The following is a 16,686-nucleotide window of genomic DNA, read 5'->3' as shown; positions in this document are numbered from 1 at the left end:
TTGTTTTTTGGTATATTAATAACGTAGGAATACACAATTATTTCACAGTTCGTTCATAAGTTTGAAACGTGAACGAAGTCATGTACGATACAATAGACATGATGAGATCAGTTGGAGAGGAGGGAAAAGATGAGGTTCGATAGTCAAGGGGCACTACGCTCGATTGCCGAACGACAATACGTCGATACGCTCATCGTTCCGCTCGCAGAATTGGCGTTTGGTGAGGATATGGTTCGTAAAGCCGAAAGCTATGAAGTCATTCATGCCGTTACGGTCGAGACAGAACGTCAATTATCTGGTCGAACGATGCTCAGCCCGACAATCAGTTACACCGATGTGGAAGCTGGTGTAGAATTAGCGAAAGATGTAGTGGAAAAAGCGGAAACATCCGGATTTTCTCACGTTTTGTTCATTGCATCAGACGTCCGTTTTAAGCCGTATGAATTGCCAATTTTGTTCGTGCCGCCGTTAGCGCTAGGAGCGATGACGAGCGATCAGGCGCATACGATGGTACAAAATTTTGCGACACAAGTTATCACGGAACTTTCGAGCCGTTGGATGGCGACATGAAGCGGTTGACGTAGAGGTTTTATTGATATACTATTTTGTTGAGTGAGAAATTTTTGTGAAGAATGCATAAAGAATTATGGGGTTATGCACACGAATGAGGGGGGAACGAAATGGCTCAAAATGGGTCAAAAGTCACGCGCCGTCAGTTCTTAACGTACACACTGACTGGAGTAGGTGGCTTTATGGCGGCAACATTGATCAGTCCGATGGTCAACTTTGCGATCGATCCGGTTTTGAAAAAATCTGGAGCAGGCGACAAAGTAAAAGTAATGAGTCTTGATGACATCACGACTGAGCCGCAACGTGTCGACTTTAAGAAACAAACACAAGATGCTTGGTACGAATTTGAAGAAACACTTTCAGCATGGGTATACAAAACAGAAAGTGGCGAAATCATCGCACTTTCTCCGATTTGTACACACCTTGGCTGCCAGGTAGCTTTTGCTGGTGATCCGACTCGTCCACAAGAATTCTTCTGTCCGTGTCACTTAGGACGTTATGAAAAAGATGGAACGAACATTCCAGGTACACCACCAACTGCACCACTTGCACGTTATGAAAAAGAAGAAAAAGACGGCTTCCTATATTTAGGTAGTCCAGTCGCTCAGTAATGAGAGGGGGAACTAGCCGATGTTACAAAAAATTTATGATTGGGTCGATGAACGCGTAGACATCACACCGCTCTGGCGCGATATCGCAGACCATGAAGTACCGGAACACGTCAACCCTGCTCATCACTTCTCTGCATTTGTCTATTGTTTTGGCGGTTTGACATTCTTTACGATCGTCATTCAAATCCTTTCTGGGATGTTCTTGACGATGTACTATGTACCAGATATCATCAACGCGCACGCGTCGGTGTACTATTTACAAAATGAAATCGCACACGGACAAATCGTTCGTGGGATGCACCACTGGGGCGCATCCGTTGCCATCGTCATGTTATTCTTACATACGCTCCGCGTGTTCTTCACGGGATCGTATAAAAAGCCACGTGAGCTTAACTGGGTCGTCGGTGTTCTCTTGTTCTTCGTCGTCTTGGCGCTTGGACTTACAGGATACTTGCTTCCTTGGGACATGAAAGCGTTGTTCGCAACGAAAGTTACGCTTCAAATTGCTGAAAGTGTACCGGTCATCGGTGGTATTGCGAAGACACTTCTCGCCGGTGGTGAGATTGTCGGGGCGAGCACACTCGCACGATTCTTCGCCATCCACGTCTTCTTCTTACCGGCGGCATTGTTCGGACTATTGGGAGCCCACTTCTTGATGATTCGTAAACAAGGGGTTTCTGGACCGCTATAAGCCGATTCGAGAAGAAAAAGGAGGAGAAACGATATGCATCGCGGTAAAGGGATGAAATTTGTAACCGACTCTCGAGTAGGAATCTCGAATCGGAAACAAAACATTGCAAAAGACTATTCAGAATATCCAGGACGCACAGAAGCGTTTTGGCCAAACTTCTTGCTTAAAGAGTGGATGGTAGGTTCGGTCTTCTTGATCGGATTCATCGCTTTGACGATTGTCGAGGCACCACCGCTTCAAAATATCGCCGATCCAACGAACACGTCATACATTCCATTACCGGACTGGTATTTCTTGTTCTTGTATCAGTTACTCAAATATCAATTCGCTGCTGGAGACTGGATCTTACTCGGTACAGTCATTATTCCAGGTTTGGCGTTCACGGCACTTCTCATCGCACCTTGGCTTGACCAAGGTCTCGAGCGTCGCCCTGCGAAACGACCAGTCGCCATTAGTTTCATGATGCTCGGTATTCTTTCAGTCTTCTACTTGACTTGGGAATCTGTTCAAACGACACACTGGGATCAAGTTCATGCACAAGGTGAACTTCAAATTCCAGGTGAAGGTCCTGAAATTGATACAGCTGCACCAGGATATGAGATTTATTCGGCTCAATCATGTGTGAACTGTCACGGTCAAAACTTAGAAGGTGGAGCAGCTGCTCCTGCCTTGGTCGGTACGACGTACACGGCTGAAGAGATTGCAGATATTGCTGTAAACGGGATTGGGACGATGCCTGCTGGTCAGTGGGACGGCTCACCTGAAGATTTACAAGTATTATCTGAGTTCATCGCTTCATATGGTGAAGGCGGCGAAAATAACGAGTAAGCTATAAAGTGTAGCCTGAGAAACCAGGCTACACTTTTTTACTTATTTGTTCGTATTGCGATAAACTGAAGAAAAAAGGATGGAGACAATGAACCCGACGTTTTTAAAACCTTTCTTGATGCATCGAATCGTGCTGACTCTTTTATTTGTCATCAACTTAGGAGGTACAATTTACGGCTATATTTGGTATGAACCTCAACTACGGGATACAGCTTATGTATATTGGCCATTCGTTCCGGATAGCCCAACGGCATCCCTCTTCTTTACGATTGTGCTCGGGCTATGGATTGCGAACAAACGCTCTCCGCTGTTTGAGACGCTTGCGTTCATTACGTTGATTAAATATGGGGTATGGGCCGTCATCATGAATATCATGTTTTTAGGGACGTTACCGCCTGATGCACCGACCCTCACCGTCTTAATGGCGGTCATGTTGATGGTCTCCCACGGAGCGATGGCGCTTCAGGCACTCATCTATGCACCGTTTATGAAATGGACAGTTACATCGTTTGTCTGCTCGCTCATTTGGGTAATTCATAATGACGTGGTCGATTACGTGCTCGGTCAATGGCCGCGCTATCCGTCACTCGCAGAACATATTATGTGGATCGGCTACGGCTCGTTTTGGTTAACGGGATTATGTTTTTTTATGGGATATGCGTTCGTCCTACGCCCTTCGCTTGAAAATAAGTTCATAAGAATGTAAAATCAAATTATCAAATACACGCAGAGGTGAAATAGAAAATGTCATTAGGTGGCTATATTTTCTATCTTGCACTGATTATGCTCATCCCTTTATGGGCCCAGATGCGAGTGAAAAGCACGTACAAACAGTTCTTAAAACAACCGCTTCAAAGCGGTGTCACAGGCGCACAAGTCGCTGACTTCATCATGAAACAGAACGGTGTTCACAATGTACGAATCGAAATGGTCGATGGACTCATGAGCGATCACTATGACCCGGTCAATAAAGTCGTTCGTCTGTCTCGTGAAGTGTATCAAGGGTCGACGATTTCATCGGCTGCGATTGCGGCCCACGAGATTGGTCACGTCATTCAAGATGCGACTGACTACAAGATGATGCGCGTTCGTCATAGTCTCGTTCCAGTCGTTAACATTACGTCGAACTTGTCATTCCCGTTATTGCTCGGAGGCTTCTTGTTCGGCGCACTCGGATTGGCACAACTCGGTGTCATCATGATGCTCGGGGCGGTCGTATTCCAATTGATTACGCTACCGGTCGAGTTCGATGCTTCGAAACGGGCGATGGCACAGTTGACGTCACACGGAATCGTGACGGCGACAGAAGAGTCAGGTGCACGTAAAGTATTGAATGCCGCAGCATGGACATATGTGGCTGCGACGCTCGTTGCCGTTGCCGAACTCATTCGTTTGGCACTCATCGTCTTCATGCCACGAGAAGAATAGAACGAAATCCCGTCAACCGGCGGGATTTTTTGATTTGTTGAGAGAGGGAGATGTTGTCCATGAAGCCACAACTGACAGTGATGGGTCATGATCAAGTGAAAAATAGGCTCGCGACGTTAAAGCATGCCCGGACGGTTGCACGTGAACGCATGCGGACGGCGCGAAAGTTTTGTGATTTCCGAGAAGATGTCACCTATGTCGAAGCGGTACGTGATTATGAGCGGATGGAGGCGGATATTTTAGAACTTGAACGCTTGCTTGACGACGCGACAATCGTCGAATCCAAACAAACGGACGTCGTGTCATTCGGAAACAAGGTCGTCATTCGGGAACGAAACGACGAGGAGACGGAGAGCTATCGAATCGTAAGTGAGGCCGAAGCGGACTTAGGACAAGGGAGTATTTCAAGCTCATCGCCACTCGGTCGCAATTTGATTGGTGCTACGGTTGGTCAAATCGTACACGTCGAATCGCCCGAAGGTACGCTGGCATTCGAAGTACTTAGCATTGAAGCATAAAAAATCGCCTCGTTCATCATATGAACGGGCGATTTTTGTTTACTTCAACGGAATCCGATTCTCATCGAACGTGAACCCTTCTCCGCCAACTTCATAGACGTGGTGGAACGTGACAAATGCGTGCGGATCGATCTGTTTGACGATCGTCTTCAAACGGTTCACTTCATTTCGTCCGACGACGACGTACAATACTTCAAGGTCACGATTTGAGTAGCCACCTTTGGCAAGCAACCTTGTCGTGCCGCGGTTCATCGTCGCGTGAATCCCATCAGCGATGGCGGTCCGGTGGTCACTGATGATCATCGCGGCTTTACCGGCATACGTCCCTTCTTGCATCGAGTCAATGACACGTGCCCCGATATATACAGCGAGAAGTGTATACATCGCCTCACGGTAATCGAGATACGTCAAACTAAGGACGATGACAAAGAAGTCGAAGATGAGAAACGTCTTTCCGATTGACCAACCGATATACCGTTGGACGAGACGCGCGATAATGTCGACGCCACCGGTCGTCCCGCCATTGTTGAAGATGATGCCGAGCCCGACCCCGATAAAGAGACCGGCGAACAAACTGGCGAGCACCATATCATCCGTCAGGTCGATGACGAGCGTAGAATATTTAGCGATGAGTGCATACCAAAGTGAGAATGAGAACGTCCCGATGAGTGTATAGATGAACGTCGTTCGACCTAACAACTTGTAACTCATGAAAAAGAGCGGGATGTTTAACGCCAAGTTCGTAATGGAAGGCGAGATATCAAAGAGACCCCGAAGAATCAAGGTGATTCCGGTGAATCCACCTTCAGCCAAATTGTTTTGGACGTTGAAGTGATAAACGCCGAATGCAAAAATAAAAGAACCTATTAAAATGAATATAATATTTCGAACACGAATCGGTAATTGTACCGTCATCAGGTTCACCTCCCCTTAGATAGATTACTCGAAAAACAGTTCGATTGACTACCCTGAACATATGACATTCAGAAACGAGTCGGCTATACTTTTCAAAGAAGAGGTGATGTAGATGAAAGTAGTAGCCATCGGGGCACATCCAGATGATATCGAAATCGGGATTGCAGGGATGACCGCCCAATGGACAAAAGAGAAGATTGAGGTCGTTTACGTCGATTTGACGAGAGCGGAGCTATCTTCGAATGGTGATGTAGAAACACGACAACGAGAAGCAAGTGCGGCAGATGCTGTGCTCGGTGTCCGTCGCATAAATCTCGGCTTTAAAGACCGGGGGATAGATGGAAGCGCAGAGCAACTCGAGGCAATTGTTTCGTTGATTCGTCTTGAACGTCCGACACACTTGATTTATCCATATGAGGTCGACCGTCATCCAGATCATTCAGCTTGTGCTTACTTGGTGACAGAGGCGCTGTTCAACGCCGGTATCCAAAAATATTTACCGGAGCTTCCGGCATATCGACCGGAAAGTGTGTACCAATATATGATCAATGCGCACGTCGAGCCAGACGTATGTGTCGATATTAGCGAGACAATTGAAGTGAAGACTCAGGCGCTGCAATGTTATGCGAGTCAATTCACGCCTGTTGACGGGGTGAAAACGCCACTTACAGACGCTTATGTAGAACGGGTGGTCGCCCGTGAACGACATTTTGGAAGTTTGATTGGCGTCTCCTATGCTGAAGGTTTGAAGCGAGTGCGACCGTATGTCGTGAAACAGGCAGGTGATCTCACATGACATATCGGATTGGGATTCTTTGTTATCCATCGGTCGGAGGCTCAGGGATTTTAGCGACAGAACTCGGGATGAAGCTTGCAGACCGCGGACATGACGTCCACTTCATCACGAGCAGTATGCCGTTCCGTTTAAACGCCTACCACCCGAATATCACGTTCCACCAAGTCGAGATCAATCAATATTCAGTCTTTCGCTATCCGCCGTACGATATGACGCTATCGGCGAAAATCGCGAGTGTCATCCAGTCGTTCGGACTTGATGTCATTCATGCGCATTACGCGGTCCCACATGCTGTATGTGCTGCGCTTGGTCGGGAGATGGCCGGTGTGAAGACACCGATCGTCTCGACGTTACATGGGACCGACATCACGGTGCTCGGTGAGGATGAGGAATTGAAACCGGCGATTCTTTATGGTTTGCGCCAATCCAATGCCATCACGGCCGTCTCACATAGTTTGAAACGGGAGACAGAGGAGCGGATCGCAGGTGATTTACCGATTCAAGTGATTCACAACTTTATCGATGAGTCGGTCTATACACCTCAAATCGACCCGACATTACGTGAAAGATACGGTCTGACGGCAGATGACCGAGTCGTCATCCACATTTCAAACTTCCGTCCCGTCAAACGTGTCGACCTTGTCCTTGAGGCGTTCGACAAGATGGAGGTACCACATAAAAAACTGTTACTCGTCGGAGATGGTCCTCTCATGGGTGCTATGCGCCGTCTCGTGACAGAGATGGGACTTGAAGACGACGTCATCTTTGCCGGGAAACAAGAGCAAGTCGCCGCACTCCTCTCCATTAGTGACGTTCATGTCCTATTGTCAGACAAAGAGGCGTTCGGTCTCGTCGCACTCGAGGCGATGGCGACGGGTGTCCCATCGGTCGTCAGTGACGCAGGCGGCTTACCGGAAGTCATCACGGACGGCGAGGACGGCTTTGTCGTTCCGCGAGGTGAGGCGACAATCGCCGCTCTGGCGATGCAACGCATATTGACAGATACGGTACTTCAAGAGCGGTTCAGACAAAATGGACTCGAAAAATCGAAGCGTTTCGCTTCGCAAGACATCGTGACACAATATGAGCGCTTGTATGAACAGGTGGTGACTTCATGACAGAGTGGGAGTATGCAAAACAGATCATCGAGACAATCGAACAACATGGCGGTGAGGCGTACATCGTCGGTGGGGCCGTTCGGGACTATGTGCTCGGAAGTTTGCCCGACGATATCGACTTGGCGACTTCTCTGTTTCCGGAGGAAGTGATGGCACTGTTCCCGAAATCGGTCCCGACCGGTATCGAGCATGGAACGGTCACGGTCATCATTGACCATCACCCGTTTGAAGTGACGACATTTCGTTCGGAAGGGGCGTATTCAGATTCAAGACGTCCGGACCATGTCGCACTCGGGGTGACACTCGAAGAGGACATGTTGCGTCGCGACTTTACGATGAACGCGATGGCGTTCCATGACGGTCAGGTCGTGGATTTATTTGGGGGTCAGCATGATTTAGAGGAACGGATCATCCGGACGGTCGGGAGTCCTTTCGAGCGGTTCGGTGAGGATGCCCTTCGGATCATGCGTGCCCTCCGTTTCATGTCCCAGCTCGATTTCACCTTACATGAGGAATTGCGCGACGCGGCGAGTGCGCTTAGCCATAAGCTCGAACAGATTGCGATGGAGCGCATCGCGATCGAGTTTGAAAAGCTGCTGACCGGACCTGCCTACCGAAAAGCGTTGGCCGAGATGGTCGAACTCGGCATCCATCGTCATTTGCCGAACGTGACGACCGAATTGATGCAGCGGGTGCAACAAGATGAGCGGACTCCCGTGAACGCGGTCAGTGGCTGGGCTCTCTTCTTATATCATGCGAAAGATGAGACGTGGCTACTTCCATGGAAACGATCGAACGCGATCAAGCGGGAGGCACGGACACTCGCCGAACTCTGTGAAACGGGTCTCGATGTGATGACGGTCTACATGACGGATGAAGACACGCTCTCGACTTATTTTAAAATGAATGGTGAAGAGGACCGCAGTCGTGAACTGAAGCGATTGCTCCCGATCCAATCTCGTCAAGAACTGAAATTCAATGGCCGGGATGCCCTTGAACTCGGGGCGAGAGGAGAGGCAATCAAGCACCTGTTGCTCGATCTCGAACGACGTGTCATTTCACAAGACATTCCGAATCATGAGACTGTATTGAAAGAGGAGGCGAGAAGATGGCTTCAACGCGCGGGCGTGTCCTGACACTGTTACAAAATGGGGAAGTATGGAGCGGACAAGAATTGGCGCGCCAATTGAATATTTCACGTACCGCTATTTGGAAACATATCGAAACCCTAAAGCAAGACGGGTACGCGATTCATACCATTCCCCGTAAAGGATATCAACTGATCGAACAGAGCGACCGGTTGGATGAACCAGCTTTCGTCTCATTCCGAAAAGGCCGATTCGGTCAAACTGTGCATGCATATGAGCAGATTGATACGACACAACGAATCGCCCATGAGCTAGCTCAACAACATGTACCAGAAGGGACACTCGTTATTAGTGAGGAACAGACTGCAGGACGGGGACAACTCGGGCGACATTGGCATAACCCGAAACAAGTCAATATTGCGGCGAGTATCATCCTGAGACCCGATTTGCCAATTCGTGACGCGTCGAAACTGACATTGATGGCAGCGAGCGCCTTCGCAAGAGCGCTTAATCATCGACACCTTGATGTCACGATTAAATGGCCAAACGACTTATTATTGAATGGAAAGAAAATCGGCGGTATTTTGACAGAAATGCAGACGGAAGGCGACCGTATCCAAGCTGTCATCTTAGGGTTCGGCGTGAACGTCAATGGCGAGGCGGTTCCGCAAGAGTTGGCACATCGAGCCACCTCCCTTTACCTAGAGACCGGTAAACGATACCGTCGAAGTGAACTATTGGCTGAATTGCTAGCTGAACTTGAAATCGAATACGATCGATTCCTCGAAGCGGGGTTTGACCCGATTCGAGTAAATTGGATGCGTCATGCCGCCTATTTAAATGAAACGATCACGTTGAACGCTTCTCGTGCGTCGCGATCTGGTGTCATGCGAGGGATATCCGAAGAGGGCGCGTTGCTTCTTGAGGCAGATGGAAAGATCGAAACGATTTACTCTGCTGAGATTGCAGTGTGGAATGATTGATGAAAGCGAGACCATCGACTATACTTAATGTGTCGGACGCTATCATTTGTTGAAGTGTACCGCACTTGCAGACTGTCACAATCAGTTGTCTGCCTTGATCATTTTGACAGGGACAGAAGGACACTACTCATGAAAACCATGAACTTGTTTTTCGTGCGCCTTCTTGCCATTCGTGTAAGAAGGCGTTTATTCTTTCCTGTCTCCACGTTTAGGAGGAGAAACAGATGCACACGATGACTTCATTATTGAAAAAGATGAACGAGCAGGAAAAGCTCGTCATGTTGACGGCGTATGATTATCCGTCAGCGAAGCTGGCAGAAGCGGCAGGTGTCGATTTGATTCTGGTCGGCGATTCCCTTGGGATGGTCGTTCTTGGGTATGATTCGACAATCCCAGTGACGACGGAAGATATGCTTCACCACTCGAAAGCTGTACGCCGTGGGGCGAAAAACACGTTCGTCGTAGTGGATATGCCATTTGCGACATACCATGGTGATTTTGATCGGACGCTCCAGGCAGCGTCCCGTCTATTCCAAGAAGGACATGCGGATGCCATTAAACTAGAAGGTGCCGGCGAAGTCTTACAGACGATTGAACGTCTGACTCAGGTTGGGATGCCGTGCGTCGCCCATCTAGGGTTGACTCCGCAATCGGTCGGTGTATTAGAAGGGTACAAGGTACAAGGGAAGTCGCTAGAGGCAGCGGAAACACTACTTCAAGACAGCTTGGCTGCCGAGCGAGCGGGTGCGAAGATGCTCGTCCTCGAGTGTGTCCCTCACCAGTTAGCAAAACGAATCGCAGAAGAGTTGACAATCCCAGTCATCGGGATCGGTGCCGGGGCGGAAGTCGACGGACAAGTACTCGTCTATCACGACGTATTGAGGTACGGGGTAGACCGCTTACCTAAATTTGTTCAAGCATATGCGGATGTGAATGAAGTGGCGACAGAGGCTATCCGTTCTTATGTGGAAGAGACAAAAACTGGTCAATTCCCGCTTGAACGTCATACGTTCACGATGGATGAATCATTACTCGATTCGCTGTATGGAGGAAAATGATGAAGATTGTATCAACCGTTGAAGAGTTGCGCCACACGCTTCCGACGAACCAAACAGTTGGCTTCGTTCCCACGATGGGATATTTGCATGAAGGACATATGAGTCTCGTCGAGAACGCACGACGTGAAAATGACTTCGTTGTCATGAGTATCTTTGTCAATCCGACTCAGTTCGGCCCGAACGAAGACCTCGATCGGTATCCTCGAGATTTTGAACGAGATGAAAAGTTGGCTCGGGAAGCCGGTGTCGACCTTCTGTTCTATCCGACAACGGAGACGATGTATTCGCTTGATATGGCACGCGTCACTGTTCGCCAAGGCGCGGACGTGTTATGTGGGGCAAGTCGTCCCGGCCATTTTGATGGTGTGTTGACAATCGTCTCTAAATTATTTAACCTTGTTCAACCGACACGTGCTTATTTCGGTCTGAAAGATGCCCAGCAAGTGGCGCTGATCGAAGGATACGTCCGAGACTATTTTGTTCCGGTCGACATTCGACGCTGCCCGATTATTCGTGAGGAGACAGGATTAGCCAAGTCTTCTCGAAACGTGTATTTGTCAGATGTTGAAAAAGAAGAAGCGAGTCAAATCTTTAAAGCGTTGACGGTAGCAAGAGAAGCGCTTGAGTCAGGTCACAAGATTGAGGAAGTGAAACGACAATTGACCGAACGATTAGACGGGATTCCAAACAGTCAAATCGATTATGTCGAACTCGTGGACTATCCGACGCTCGGTGTTGCCTCAAGCGATTCGAATGAAATATTGATAGCGGTGGCCGTTCAATTCGAACGAGCCCGATTGATTGATAATGTGATTTGGAAGAAGGGATGAATCCAATGATTCGTACATTTATGCACGCGAAGCTTCATAAAGCTACAGTGACAGAAGCAAACTTACACTACGTCGGTTCGATCACAATCGATGAGGACTTGATGGATGCGGTAGGCATCATGGAAAACGAGCATGTTCATATTACGAACAACCATAACGGTGCTCGCATCGAGACGTACGTCATTAAAGGGGAACGTGGATCGGGTGTGATTTGTTTAAATGGTGCCGCTGCACGTCATTTCCAGGTCGGTGATGTTGTCATCATCATGGCGTACGGTCAAATGACAGCGGAAGAAGCGAAAACGCATCGTCCAAAAGTCGCCGTATTGAATGAGCAAAATGAGGTCGATCAACTTCTTTACGAAGAGATCGCCCATACGATTTTATAAAGTATTCTGGGGATGTCGACAAAGGCATCCCCGTTTTTTCGTCGTTCGTTCTATGGTAAGATGAGACAGATAGAAAGCACGAGCGTGCCTAAGATGGGATGGATGTTATGGACACGTATGTGATTGTGGATATAGAGACAACGGGTCATTCCGTAAAGTCCGGTGATGAACTGATTGAGTTTGCGGCGGTCGTCGTACAAGCTGGTGAAGTAATCGAGCGCTATAGCACCTTGATTCGACCGGGTCGACCAATCCCACCTTTTATTACGCAATTAACAACGATTAGCGATGATGACGTAAGTGATGCACCGACATTTGAAGAAGTGATTCCCGACATTTGGAAAATGCTAGATGGACGGGTATTTGTCGCGCATAACGTCGCATTTGATTTAACTTTTTTAAACGAGAGTCTTGAACAAGCCGGTTACCTTCCATTTCAGGGTAGAGCCATTGACACGGTTGAAATGTCGCGCATTCTTTATCCGACATTAGAGAGCCATGCCCTTGAAGCGTTATCCGACACGTTTGACCTCGTACATACAGACGCACATCGGGCCCTTAGTGATGCGGAGGCGACTGCCGAGCTCTTTATTCGAATGCTGGAGCGGTTGCGTGAGTTGCCCGTCGTGACATTGAAACGACTTCGCGACTTATCAGAGTCGTGGACGAGTCATATCGAGCCGTTACTCGATGAAATCATCGTCGAGATCGGGATTCGACCTGATGACGAAACACGTTTTGATATTCATCGTAAGATTGCTTTGCGTCGCCCTGACGATTCATTCGTACCGGCAATAGAGCGTGAACCGTTCGAACCGTTTCTACTTCGTACGATTGAAGAGACACTCCCGTCAATCTTTGAGCAGTTTGAGCCGAGACAAAGTCAATTTGAAATGATGCGTCACGTCTATAAAGCGTTAGATGATGAGGAAACGCTGTTAGTCGAAGCTGGGACCGGTACTGGGAAAACATTGGCGTATTTGATCCCGAGCGCGCATCATGCACTCGAGACGAAACGGCCGGTCGTCATCAGTACGCATACGATTCAATTACAGGAGCAGTTGTTGACCCGTGATTTACCGGTGCTCCAACAGATTTTTCCGGAAATTGAATTCACGCTGTTGAAAGGAAGACGGAACTATATCGATTTGCGAAAATTTGAGATGGTTCTCGACGAATCGAATGATGGACTGTTAGTTTCGATGTGTAAAGCGATGGTGCTTGTATGGTTGACTGAAACGGTGACGGGGGATTTAGAAGAACTCTCCTTCCCAGGGTCTGCGACGCAAGGTCCTGCCGCCTTCAAACGTCTGATACAAGCAGATGCTTCAAGTGAATTCGGTCGATTCGATCCATGGTATAGTCGTGACTTTTTCACAAAGGCGGTCCTACGTTCGAAAGAGGCAGACTTGATCGTGACGAACCATGCGTTGTTATTTTCTGATTTACAACATCAGGCAGGCATCTTACCGACTGATACGCCACTCGTATTAGACGAGGCGCATCAAGTCGAAGAAGTGGCCTCTCACCATTTTGGAGTGACGTTTGATGCCATCCAATTCGACCGGTTGTTTAAATGGTTTGGATATGGAGCGGATGGAAAGTTTCATTCACGAATCATCCAACTTGCCGATTTGACTTCTGTTACGGAAGAGGCGGAGGCGTTCAGCCAACAAATTGATTCTGCGCTTGCTCGGGTTGAAGAAGAGCTCGAGGACCTTTTGACTGCGTTGCAATCGTTAGGAAAGAAAAAAGAACCTCGTCAAACGGTTCGTTTCGAACGAGAAGGAGCTGCGTTCCGACCAATTCGCGAAGTGGCGAATCGATTAGAGGACAAGTTGCGAACGCTTCGGACATCGCTCAGGCACCTACACCGTCTGCTCGATGAGCGAAAAGAGCATATGACATTCAAACAACGTGCGCTCTTGAGTGATCTGAAAACATTGATTAGCGATGTTCGAGAACTCGAAAGTGTCATTTATGAGACGATGTTGACACGAGACGATGATGCGGTCAGCTGGGTCGAGTTGAATTTAGGGAACCGAAAATTGACTTCGGTGTATACACAACCTGTCGAGATTGGACCGCTGTTGCACGAACGTCTATTCAAGAAGAGACCGACGATTTTAACGTCGGCGACGATGACAGTCTCCGGTAAGTTTAGTTTCATGGAGCGTCGACTTGGACTAGAAGGAGAACCGGTGAGACGAGTCGTGCTACCATCACCATTCAACTTTAAAGAGCAGGCCAAGTTGTTTGTTCCATCAGACTTCCCGTTAATCAATGATGTCCCGCTACCGCAATTCGTCGACCAGACGGCCCAATCAATCGTTCAAATCGCGAACGTGACAAAAGGACGGATGCTCGTTCTCTTCACATCGAATGAATTGTTACGTCTCACTTACGAACAAGTGAAAGACCATCTCGACCCGTCCTACACGCTCCTTGCCCAAGGTGTCAGCGGAGGGTCGCGTAGTCGATTAACGAAGCAGTTTAAGCGGATGGAGCAGTCTATTCTTTTCGGGACCGCTAGTTTTTGGGAAGGTGTGGACATTCCGGGTGAGGCGTTGACCTGCCTTGTCATCGTACGTCTACCGTTTGCGCCACCAGATCAACCCATTATGCAAGCCCGTTCTGAAAAGATTGAATCGATGGGCAAATCCCCATTCTTTGAACTGTCACTTCCTCAAGCGGTCATTCGATTCAAGCAAGGTGTCGGTCGATTGATTCGATCGAAAGCGGACTATGGTGCGATTTTTGTATTTGACCGTCGAGTGGAGACTACTCGGTATGGCAAACAGTTTATCAACAGCTTGCCGAAGGTGGACCGGATTGAAGGGACGCTAGAAACGTCTCTATCAGAGTTGGAGTTATTCTTAGATGAAAAGGAAAACTCCGTTGCAAGAAATGATAGATAACGCTAGGCATCATGATGTTATCGTTTTATAATGATACGTATAGTGTTTTGGAGGAGGAGTCAACATGAATTCGAATATTGAGACGCTTGCGAGTGTACGCATCGAACCGACTGCGGATGTTTATAAGATTGTCGATTTATTGAATCGGACGTTAAAAAGTCAAGATTTGATGTTCGGCCTTTCGCTTGAGAAAAAAGTGAATGATCCGAAGAAGGAAGAGATGGTCTTCACCATCTATCGTACAGAATGACCAGAAAAACAAAATGGATCGTCTCATTGCTGACGGCACTAATTGGTGTCGTCCTTGTCTTTAGCGTGATGTATCGATTCACGATTGGACATACAGAAAATCAAAAAGAGCAACTCATCGAGGAAGCAACGACACGATTGAATGAGGAATCGCCAAACCTACAAGTGGGGCAAGGCGAGCTGTTCAATGGGACAGAGGCATATGTTGTTTTCCCGGAAGCGGACGGGGACTCTATCTGGTTCGTGCCATTGAATGACAAACTAGAGATTGAACAGCGTGAAATCGGTGAAGTAAATGCGAATGATGTCTGCGCTCGTTCAGTCAAGGAGACAGGCGGACAACTAGTCAGTTGTAAGTATGGTTTCGACGAGAGAGCGCTTATTGAAGTAGTCACAAAGGCAGATGCATCTTATACGTATTCGTATTACACGTTACAGACTGGAGAGTATATTCGACGCGTCCAATTGACCGATCAAATGTGACGAATTAGAGGGGGATCATGATGGAACATCTATTAGCGAAACGAGTAAAGCAACTCACACCATCGACAACATTAGCGATTACGGCTAAAGCAAAAGCGCTAAAGGCCTCAGGAAAAGATGTGATTGGACTCGGGGCAGGTGAGCCTGATTTTAATACACCAGAACGAATCATCGATGCTGCGTGCCAAGCGGCTCGTGATGGCGATACAAAATATACACCTTCGGGCGGAACAGTCGCGTTGAAGGATGCCATCATCGAAAAAACGAAGCGGGATAGTCAGTTGACGTTTGAGCGTAATGAGGTGATGGTCGCTTCTGGTGCAAAACATGCTTTATACGCTTTATTCCAAGCAATTTTAGATGAGGGTGACGAAGTCATCGTCCCGACACCATACTGGGTCAGTTATCCAGAGCAAATTAAACTTGCGGATGGAGAGCCTGTATATGTCGATACCAATGAAGACACATCATTCAAATTGACACCAGAATTACTCGAACATGCGATCACGGACCGGACGAAGGCAGTCATTTTGAACAGCCCTTCAAATCCGACGGGAATGATTTATACGAAAGAAGAGCTACAGGCACTCGCCGATGTCGTTCTTCGACATAACCTTCTCGTCGTGAGCGATGAAATTTATGAAAAGTTGATTTATGGGGACGCAGAATTCGTATCGATTGCGACTCTACCAAACATGCGTGAACGTACAGTGATCATCAATGGGGTCTCGAAGTCACATGCGATGACAGGATGGCGAATCGGGTATGCCGTTGGTGATGCGACAATTATTAGTGCGATGACAAACTTAGCTTCTCACTCGACATCAAACCCGACATCTGTCGCTCAGGCGGCAGCAGTCGAGGCATACAATGGACCACAAGATGATGTGGAGATGATGCGTCAGTCGTTCGAAGAGCGACTTGATATCGTCTATAATCGTCTCGAACAAATTCCGGGAATCACTTGCTTGAAGCCACAAGGCGCATTTTACTTATATGCCAATGCAAAAGTTGCCGCGACCGAGAGCGGATACGACACAGTCGATGCTTGGTGCGAGGCAGTACTTGAAGAGGCGAACGTGGCACTCGTTCCAGGTTCTGGATTTGGACAGGAAGACTACGTACGATTATCATATGCAACAGAATTAAAACGCGTATTAGAAGCGCTCGATCGAGTAGAAGACTTCATTACGAAGCGCACTCGATAAGCGAA

Annotated in this window: 19 protein-coding genes; 18 read left to right on the top strand and 1 reads right to left on the bottom strand. The window is 48.0% G+C overall.

The features are described from left to right. Nucleotides 1-129: 129 nt before the first annotated feature. The 7 genes from KNO87_RS04000 to KNO87_RS03970 all read left to right on the top strand — a co-directional run bounded on the left by KNO87_RS04000 (nucleotide 130) and on the right by KNO87_RS03970 (nucleotide 4,646). Nucleotides 130-570, top strand: coding sequence for a DUF2487 family protein (locus KNO87_RS04000; RefSeq protein WP_214788617.1), 441 nt, complete (start codon nucleotides 130-132; stop codon nucleotides 568-570). A gap of 110 nt (nucleotides 571-680) precedes the next feature. Then, nucleotides 681-1,181: a QcrA and Rieske domain-containing protein gene (locus KNO87_RS03995; RefSeq protein ID WP_074034622.1), complete on the top strand. Its 501-nt coding sequence runs from the start codon at nucleotides 681-683 to the stop codon at nucleotides 1,179-1,181. A 19-nt stretch (nucleotides 1,182-1,200) separates the two neighbouring features. Then, a complete protein-coding gene (qcrB, locus tag KNO87_RS03990) occupies nucleotides 1,201-1,872 on the top strand; it encodes a menaquinol-cytochrome c reductase cytochrome b subunit (RefSeq protein WP_015881478.1) in 672 nt (223 codons plus the stop codon). 33 nt (nucleotides 1,873-1,905) lie between these two features. Further along, nucleotides 1,906-2,700, top strand: a complete 795-nt coding sequence (locus tag KNO87_RS03985) for a menaquinol-cytochrome c reductase cytochrome b/c subunit (protein WP_214788615.1) — start codon at nucleotides 1,906-1,908, stop codon at nucleotides 2,698-2,700. An 88-nt stretch (nucleotides 2,701-2,788) separates the two neighbouring features. Further along, on the top strand, nucleotides 2,789-3,406 hold the full coding sequence (locus KNO87_RS03980; protein WP_214793967.1) for a DUF1405 domain-containing protein: 618 nt from the start codon (nucleotides 2,789-2,791) through the stop codon (nucleotides 3,404-3,406). 38 nt (nucleotides 3,407-3,444) lie between these two features. Then, entirely contained in the window at nucleotides 3,445-4,128 is a 684-nt protein-coding gene (locus KNO87_RS03975; protein WP_214745364.1) for a zinc metallopeptidase, read from the top strand. A 59-nt stretch (nucleotides 4,129-4,187) separates the two neighbouring features. Continuing rightward, nucleotides 4,188-4,646: a GreA/GreB family elongation factor gene (locus KNO87_RS03970; protein ID WP_214793964.1), complete on the top strand. Its 459-nt coding sequence runs from the start codon at nucleotides 4,188-4,190 to the stop codon at nucleotides 4,644-4,646. A 39-nt stretch (nucleotides 4,647-4,685) separates the two neighbouring features. On the opposite strand, the gene KNO87_RS03965 is transcribed toward KNO87_RS03970, so the two are convergent. Beyond that, a complete protein-coding gene (locus KNO87_RS03965) occupies nucleotides 4,686-5,561 on the bottom strand; it encodes a YitT family protein (protein WP_214788607.1) in 876 nt (291 codons plus the stop codon). Nucleotides 5,562-5,673: 112 nt separating this feature from the next. Between KNO87_RS03965 and bshB1 the strand changes: the two genes are divergently transcribed. From bshB1 to KNO87_RS03910, 11 genes are all read left to right on the top strand, one after another. After that, on the top strand, nucleotides 5,674-6,357 hold the full coding sequence (bshB1, locus tag KNO87_RS03960; RefSeq protein WP_214793961.1) for a bacillithiol biosynthesis deacetylase BshB1: 684 nt from the start codon (nucleotides 5,674-5,676) through the stop codon (nucleotides 6,355-6,357). Continuing rightward, on the top strand, nucleotides 6,354-7,475 hold the full coding sequence (gene bshA / locus KNO87_RS03955; protein WP_214793958.1) for an N-acetyl-alpha-D-glucosaminyl L-malate synthase BshA: 1,122 nt from the start codon (nucleotides 6,354-6,356) through the stop codon (nucleotides 7,473-7,475). The genes bshB1 and bshA overlap by 4 nt, the downstream gene beginning before the upstream one ends. Beyond that, nucleotides 7,472-8,611, top strand: coding sequence for a CCA tRNA nucleotidyltransferase (locus KNO87_RS03950; protein ID WP_214793955.1), 1,140 nt, complete (start codon nucleotides 7,472-7,474; stop codon nucleotides 8,609-8,611). Before bshA ends, KNO87_RS03950 begins: the two co-directional genes overlap by 4 nt. Beyond that, nucleotides 8,584-9,546 (top strand): biotin--[acetyl-CoA-carboxylase] ligase, encoded by a 963-nt coding sequence (locus KNO87_RS03945; RefSeq protein ID WP_214793953.1) that lies wholly within the window; start codon nucleotides 8,584-8,586, stop codon nucleotides 9,544-9,546. The genes KNO87_RS03950 and KNO87_RS03945 overlap by 28 nt, the downstream gene beginning before the upstream one ends. Nucleotides 9,547-9,770: 224 nt before the next feature. Then, nucleotides 9,771-10,604, top strand: a complete 834-nt coding sequence (panB, locus tag KNO87_RS03940) for a 3-methyl-2-oxobutanoate hydroxymethyltransferase (protein WP_214793951.1) — start codon at nucleotides 9,771-9,773, stop codon at nucleotides 10,602-10,604. Further along, the gene (panC, locus tag KNO87_RS03935) at nucleotides 10,604-11,434 is read left to right on the top strand and encodes a pantoate--beta-alanine ligase (protein ID WP_214793949.1); all 831 of its coding nucleotides are present in this window, start codon (nucleotides 10,604-10,606) and stop codon (nucleotides 11,432-11,434) included. The genes panB and panC overlap by 1 nt, the downstream gene beginning before the upstream one ends. A gap of 5 nt (nucleotides 11,435-11,439) precedes the next feature. Further along, nucleotides 11,440-11,823 (top strand): aspartate 1-decarboxylase, encoded by a 384-nt coding sequence (gene panD / locus KNO87_RS03930; protein ID WP_015881490.1) that lies wholly within the window; start codon nucleotides 11,440-11,442, stop codon nucleotides 11,821-11,823. 107 nt (nucleotides 11,824-11,930) lie between these two features. Continuing rightward, on the top strand, nucleotides 11,931-14,741 hold the full coding sequence (dinG, locus tag KNO87_RS03925) for an ATP-dependent DNA helicase DinG (protein ID WP_214793947.1): 2,811 nt from the start codon (nucleotides 11,931-11,933) through the stop codon (nucleotides 14,739-14,741). Nucleotides 14,742-14,805: 64 nt separating this feature from the next. Next, nucleotides 14,806-14,991 carry a YpmA family protein gene (locus KNO87_RS03920; protein WP_015881492.1) on the top strand — a complete coding sequence of 62 codons (186 nt, stop codon included), beginning with the start codon at nucleotides 14,806-14,808 and terminating at the stop codon, nucleotides 14,989-14,991. A 26-nt stretch (nucleotides 14,992-15,017) separates the two neighbouring features. Further along, complete coding sequence (locus KNO87_RS03915) at nucleotides 15,018-15,473, top strand: hypothetical protein (protein WP_251126746.1); 456 nt, start codon at nucleotides 15,018-15,020, stop codon at nucleotides 15,471-15,473. 20 nt (nucleotides 15,474-15,493) lie between these two features. Next, a complete protein-coding gene (locus tag KNO87_RS03910) occupies nucleotides 15,494-16,681 on the top strand; it encodes a pyridoxal phosphate-dependent aminotransferase (protein WP_214793944.1) in 1,188 nt (395 codons plus the stop codon). Nucleotides 16,682-16,686 lie beyond the last annotated feature (5 nt).

The organism is Exiguobacterium sp. s34 (assembly GCF_018617435.1).
GTDB classification, from domain to species: domain Bacteria; phylum Bacillota; class Bacilli; order Exiguobacteriales; family Exiguobacteriaceae; genus Exiguobacterium; species Exiguobacterium aestuarii.
The sequence above is the reverse complement of the archived record's forward strand: the minus strand, read 5'-3'. Positions and strand labels throughout refer to the sequence as shown.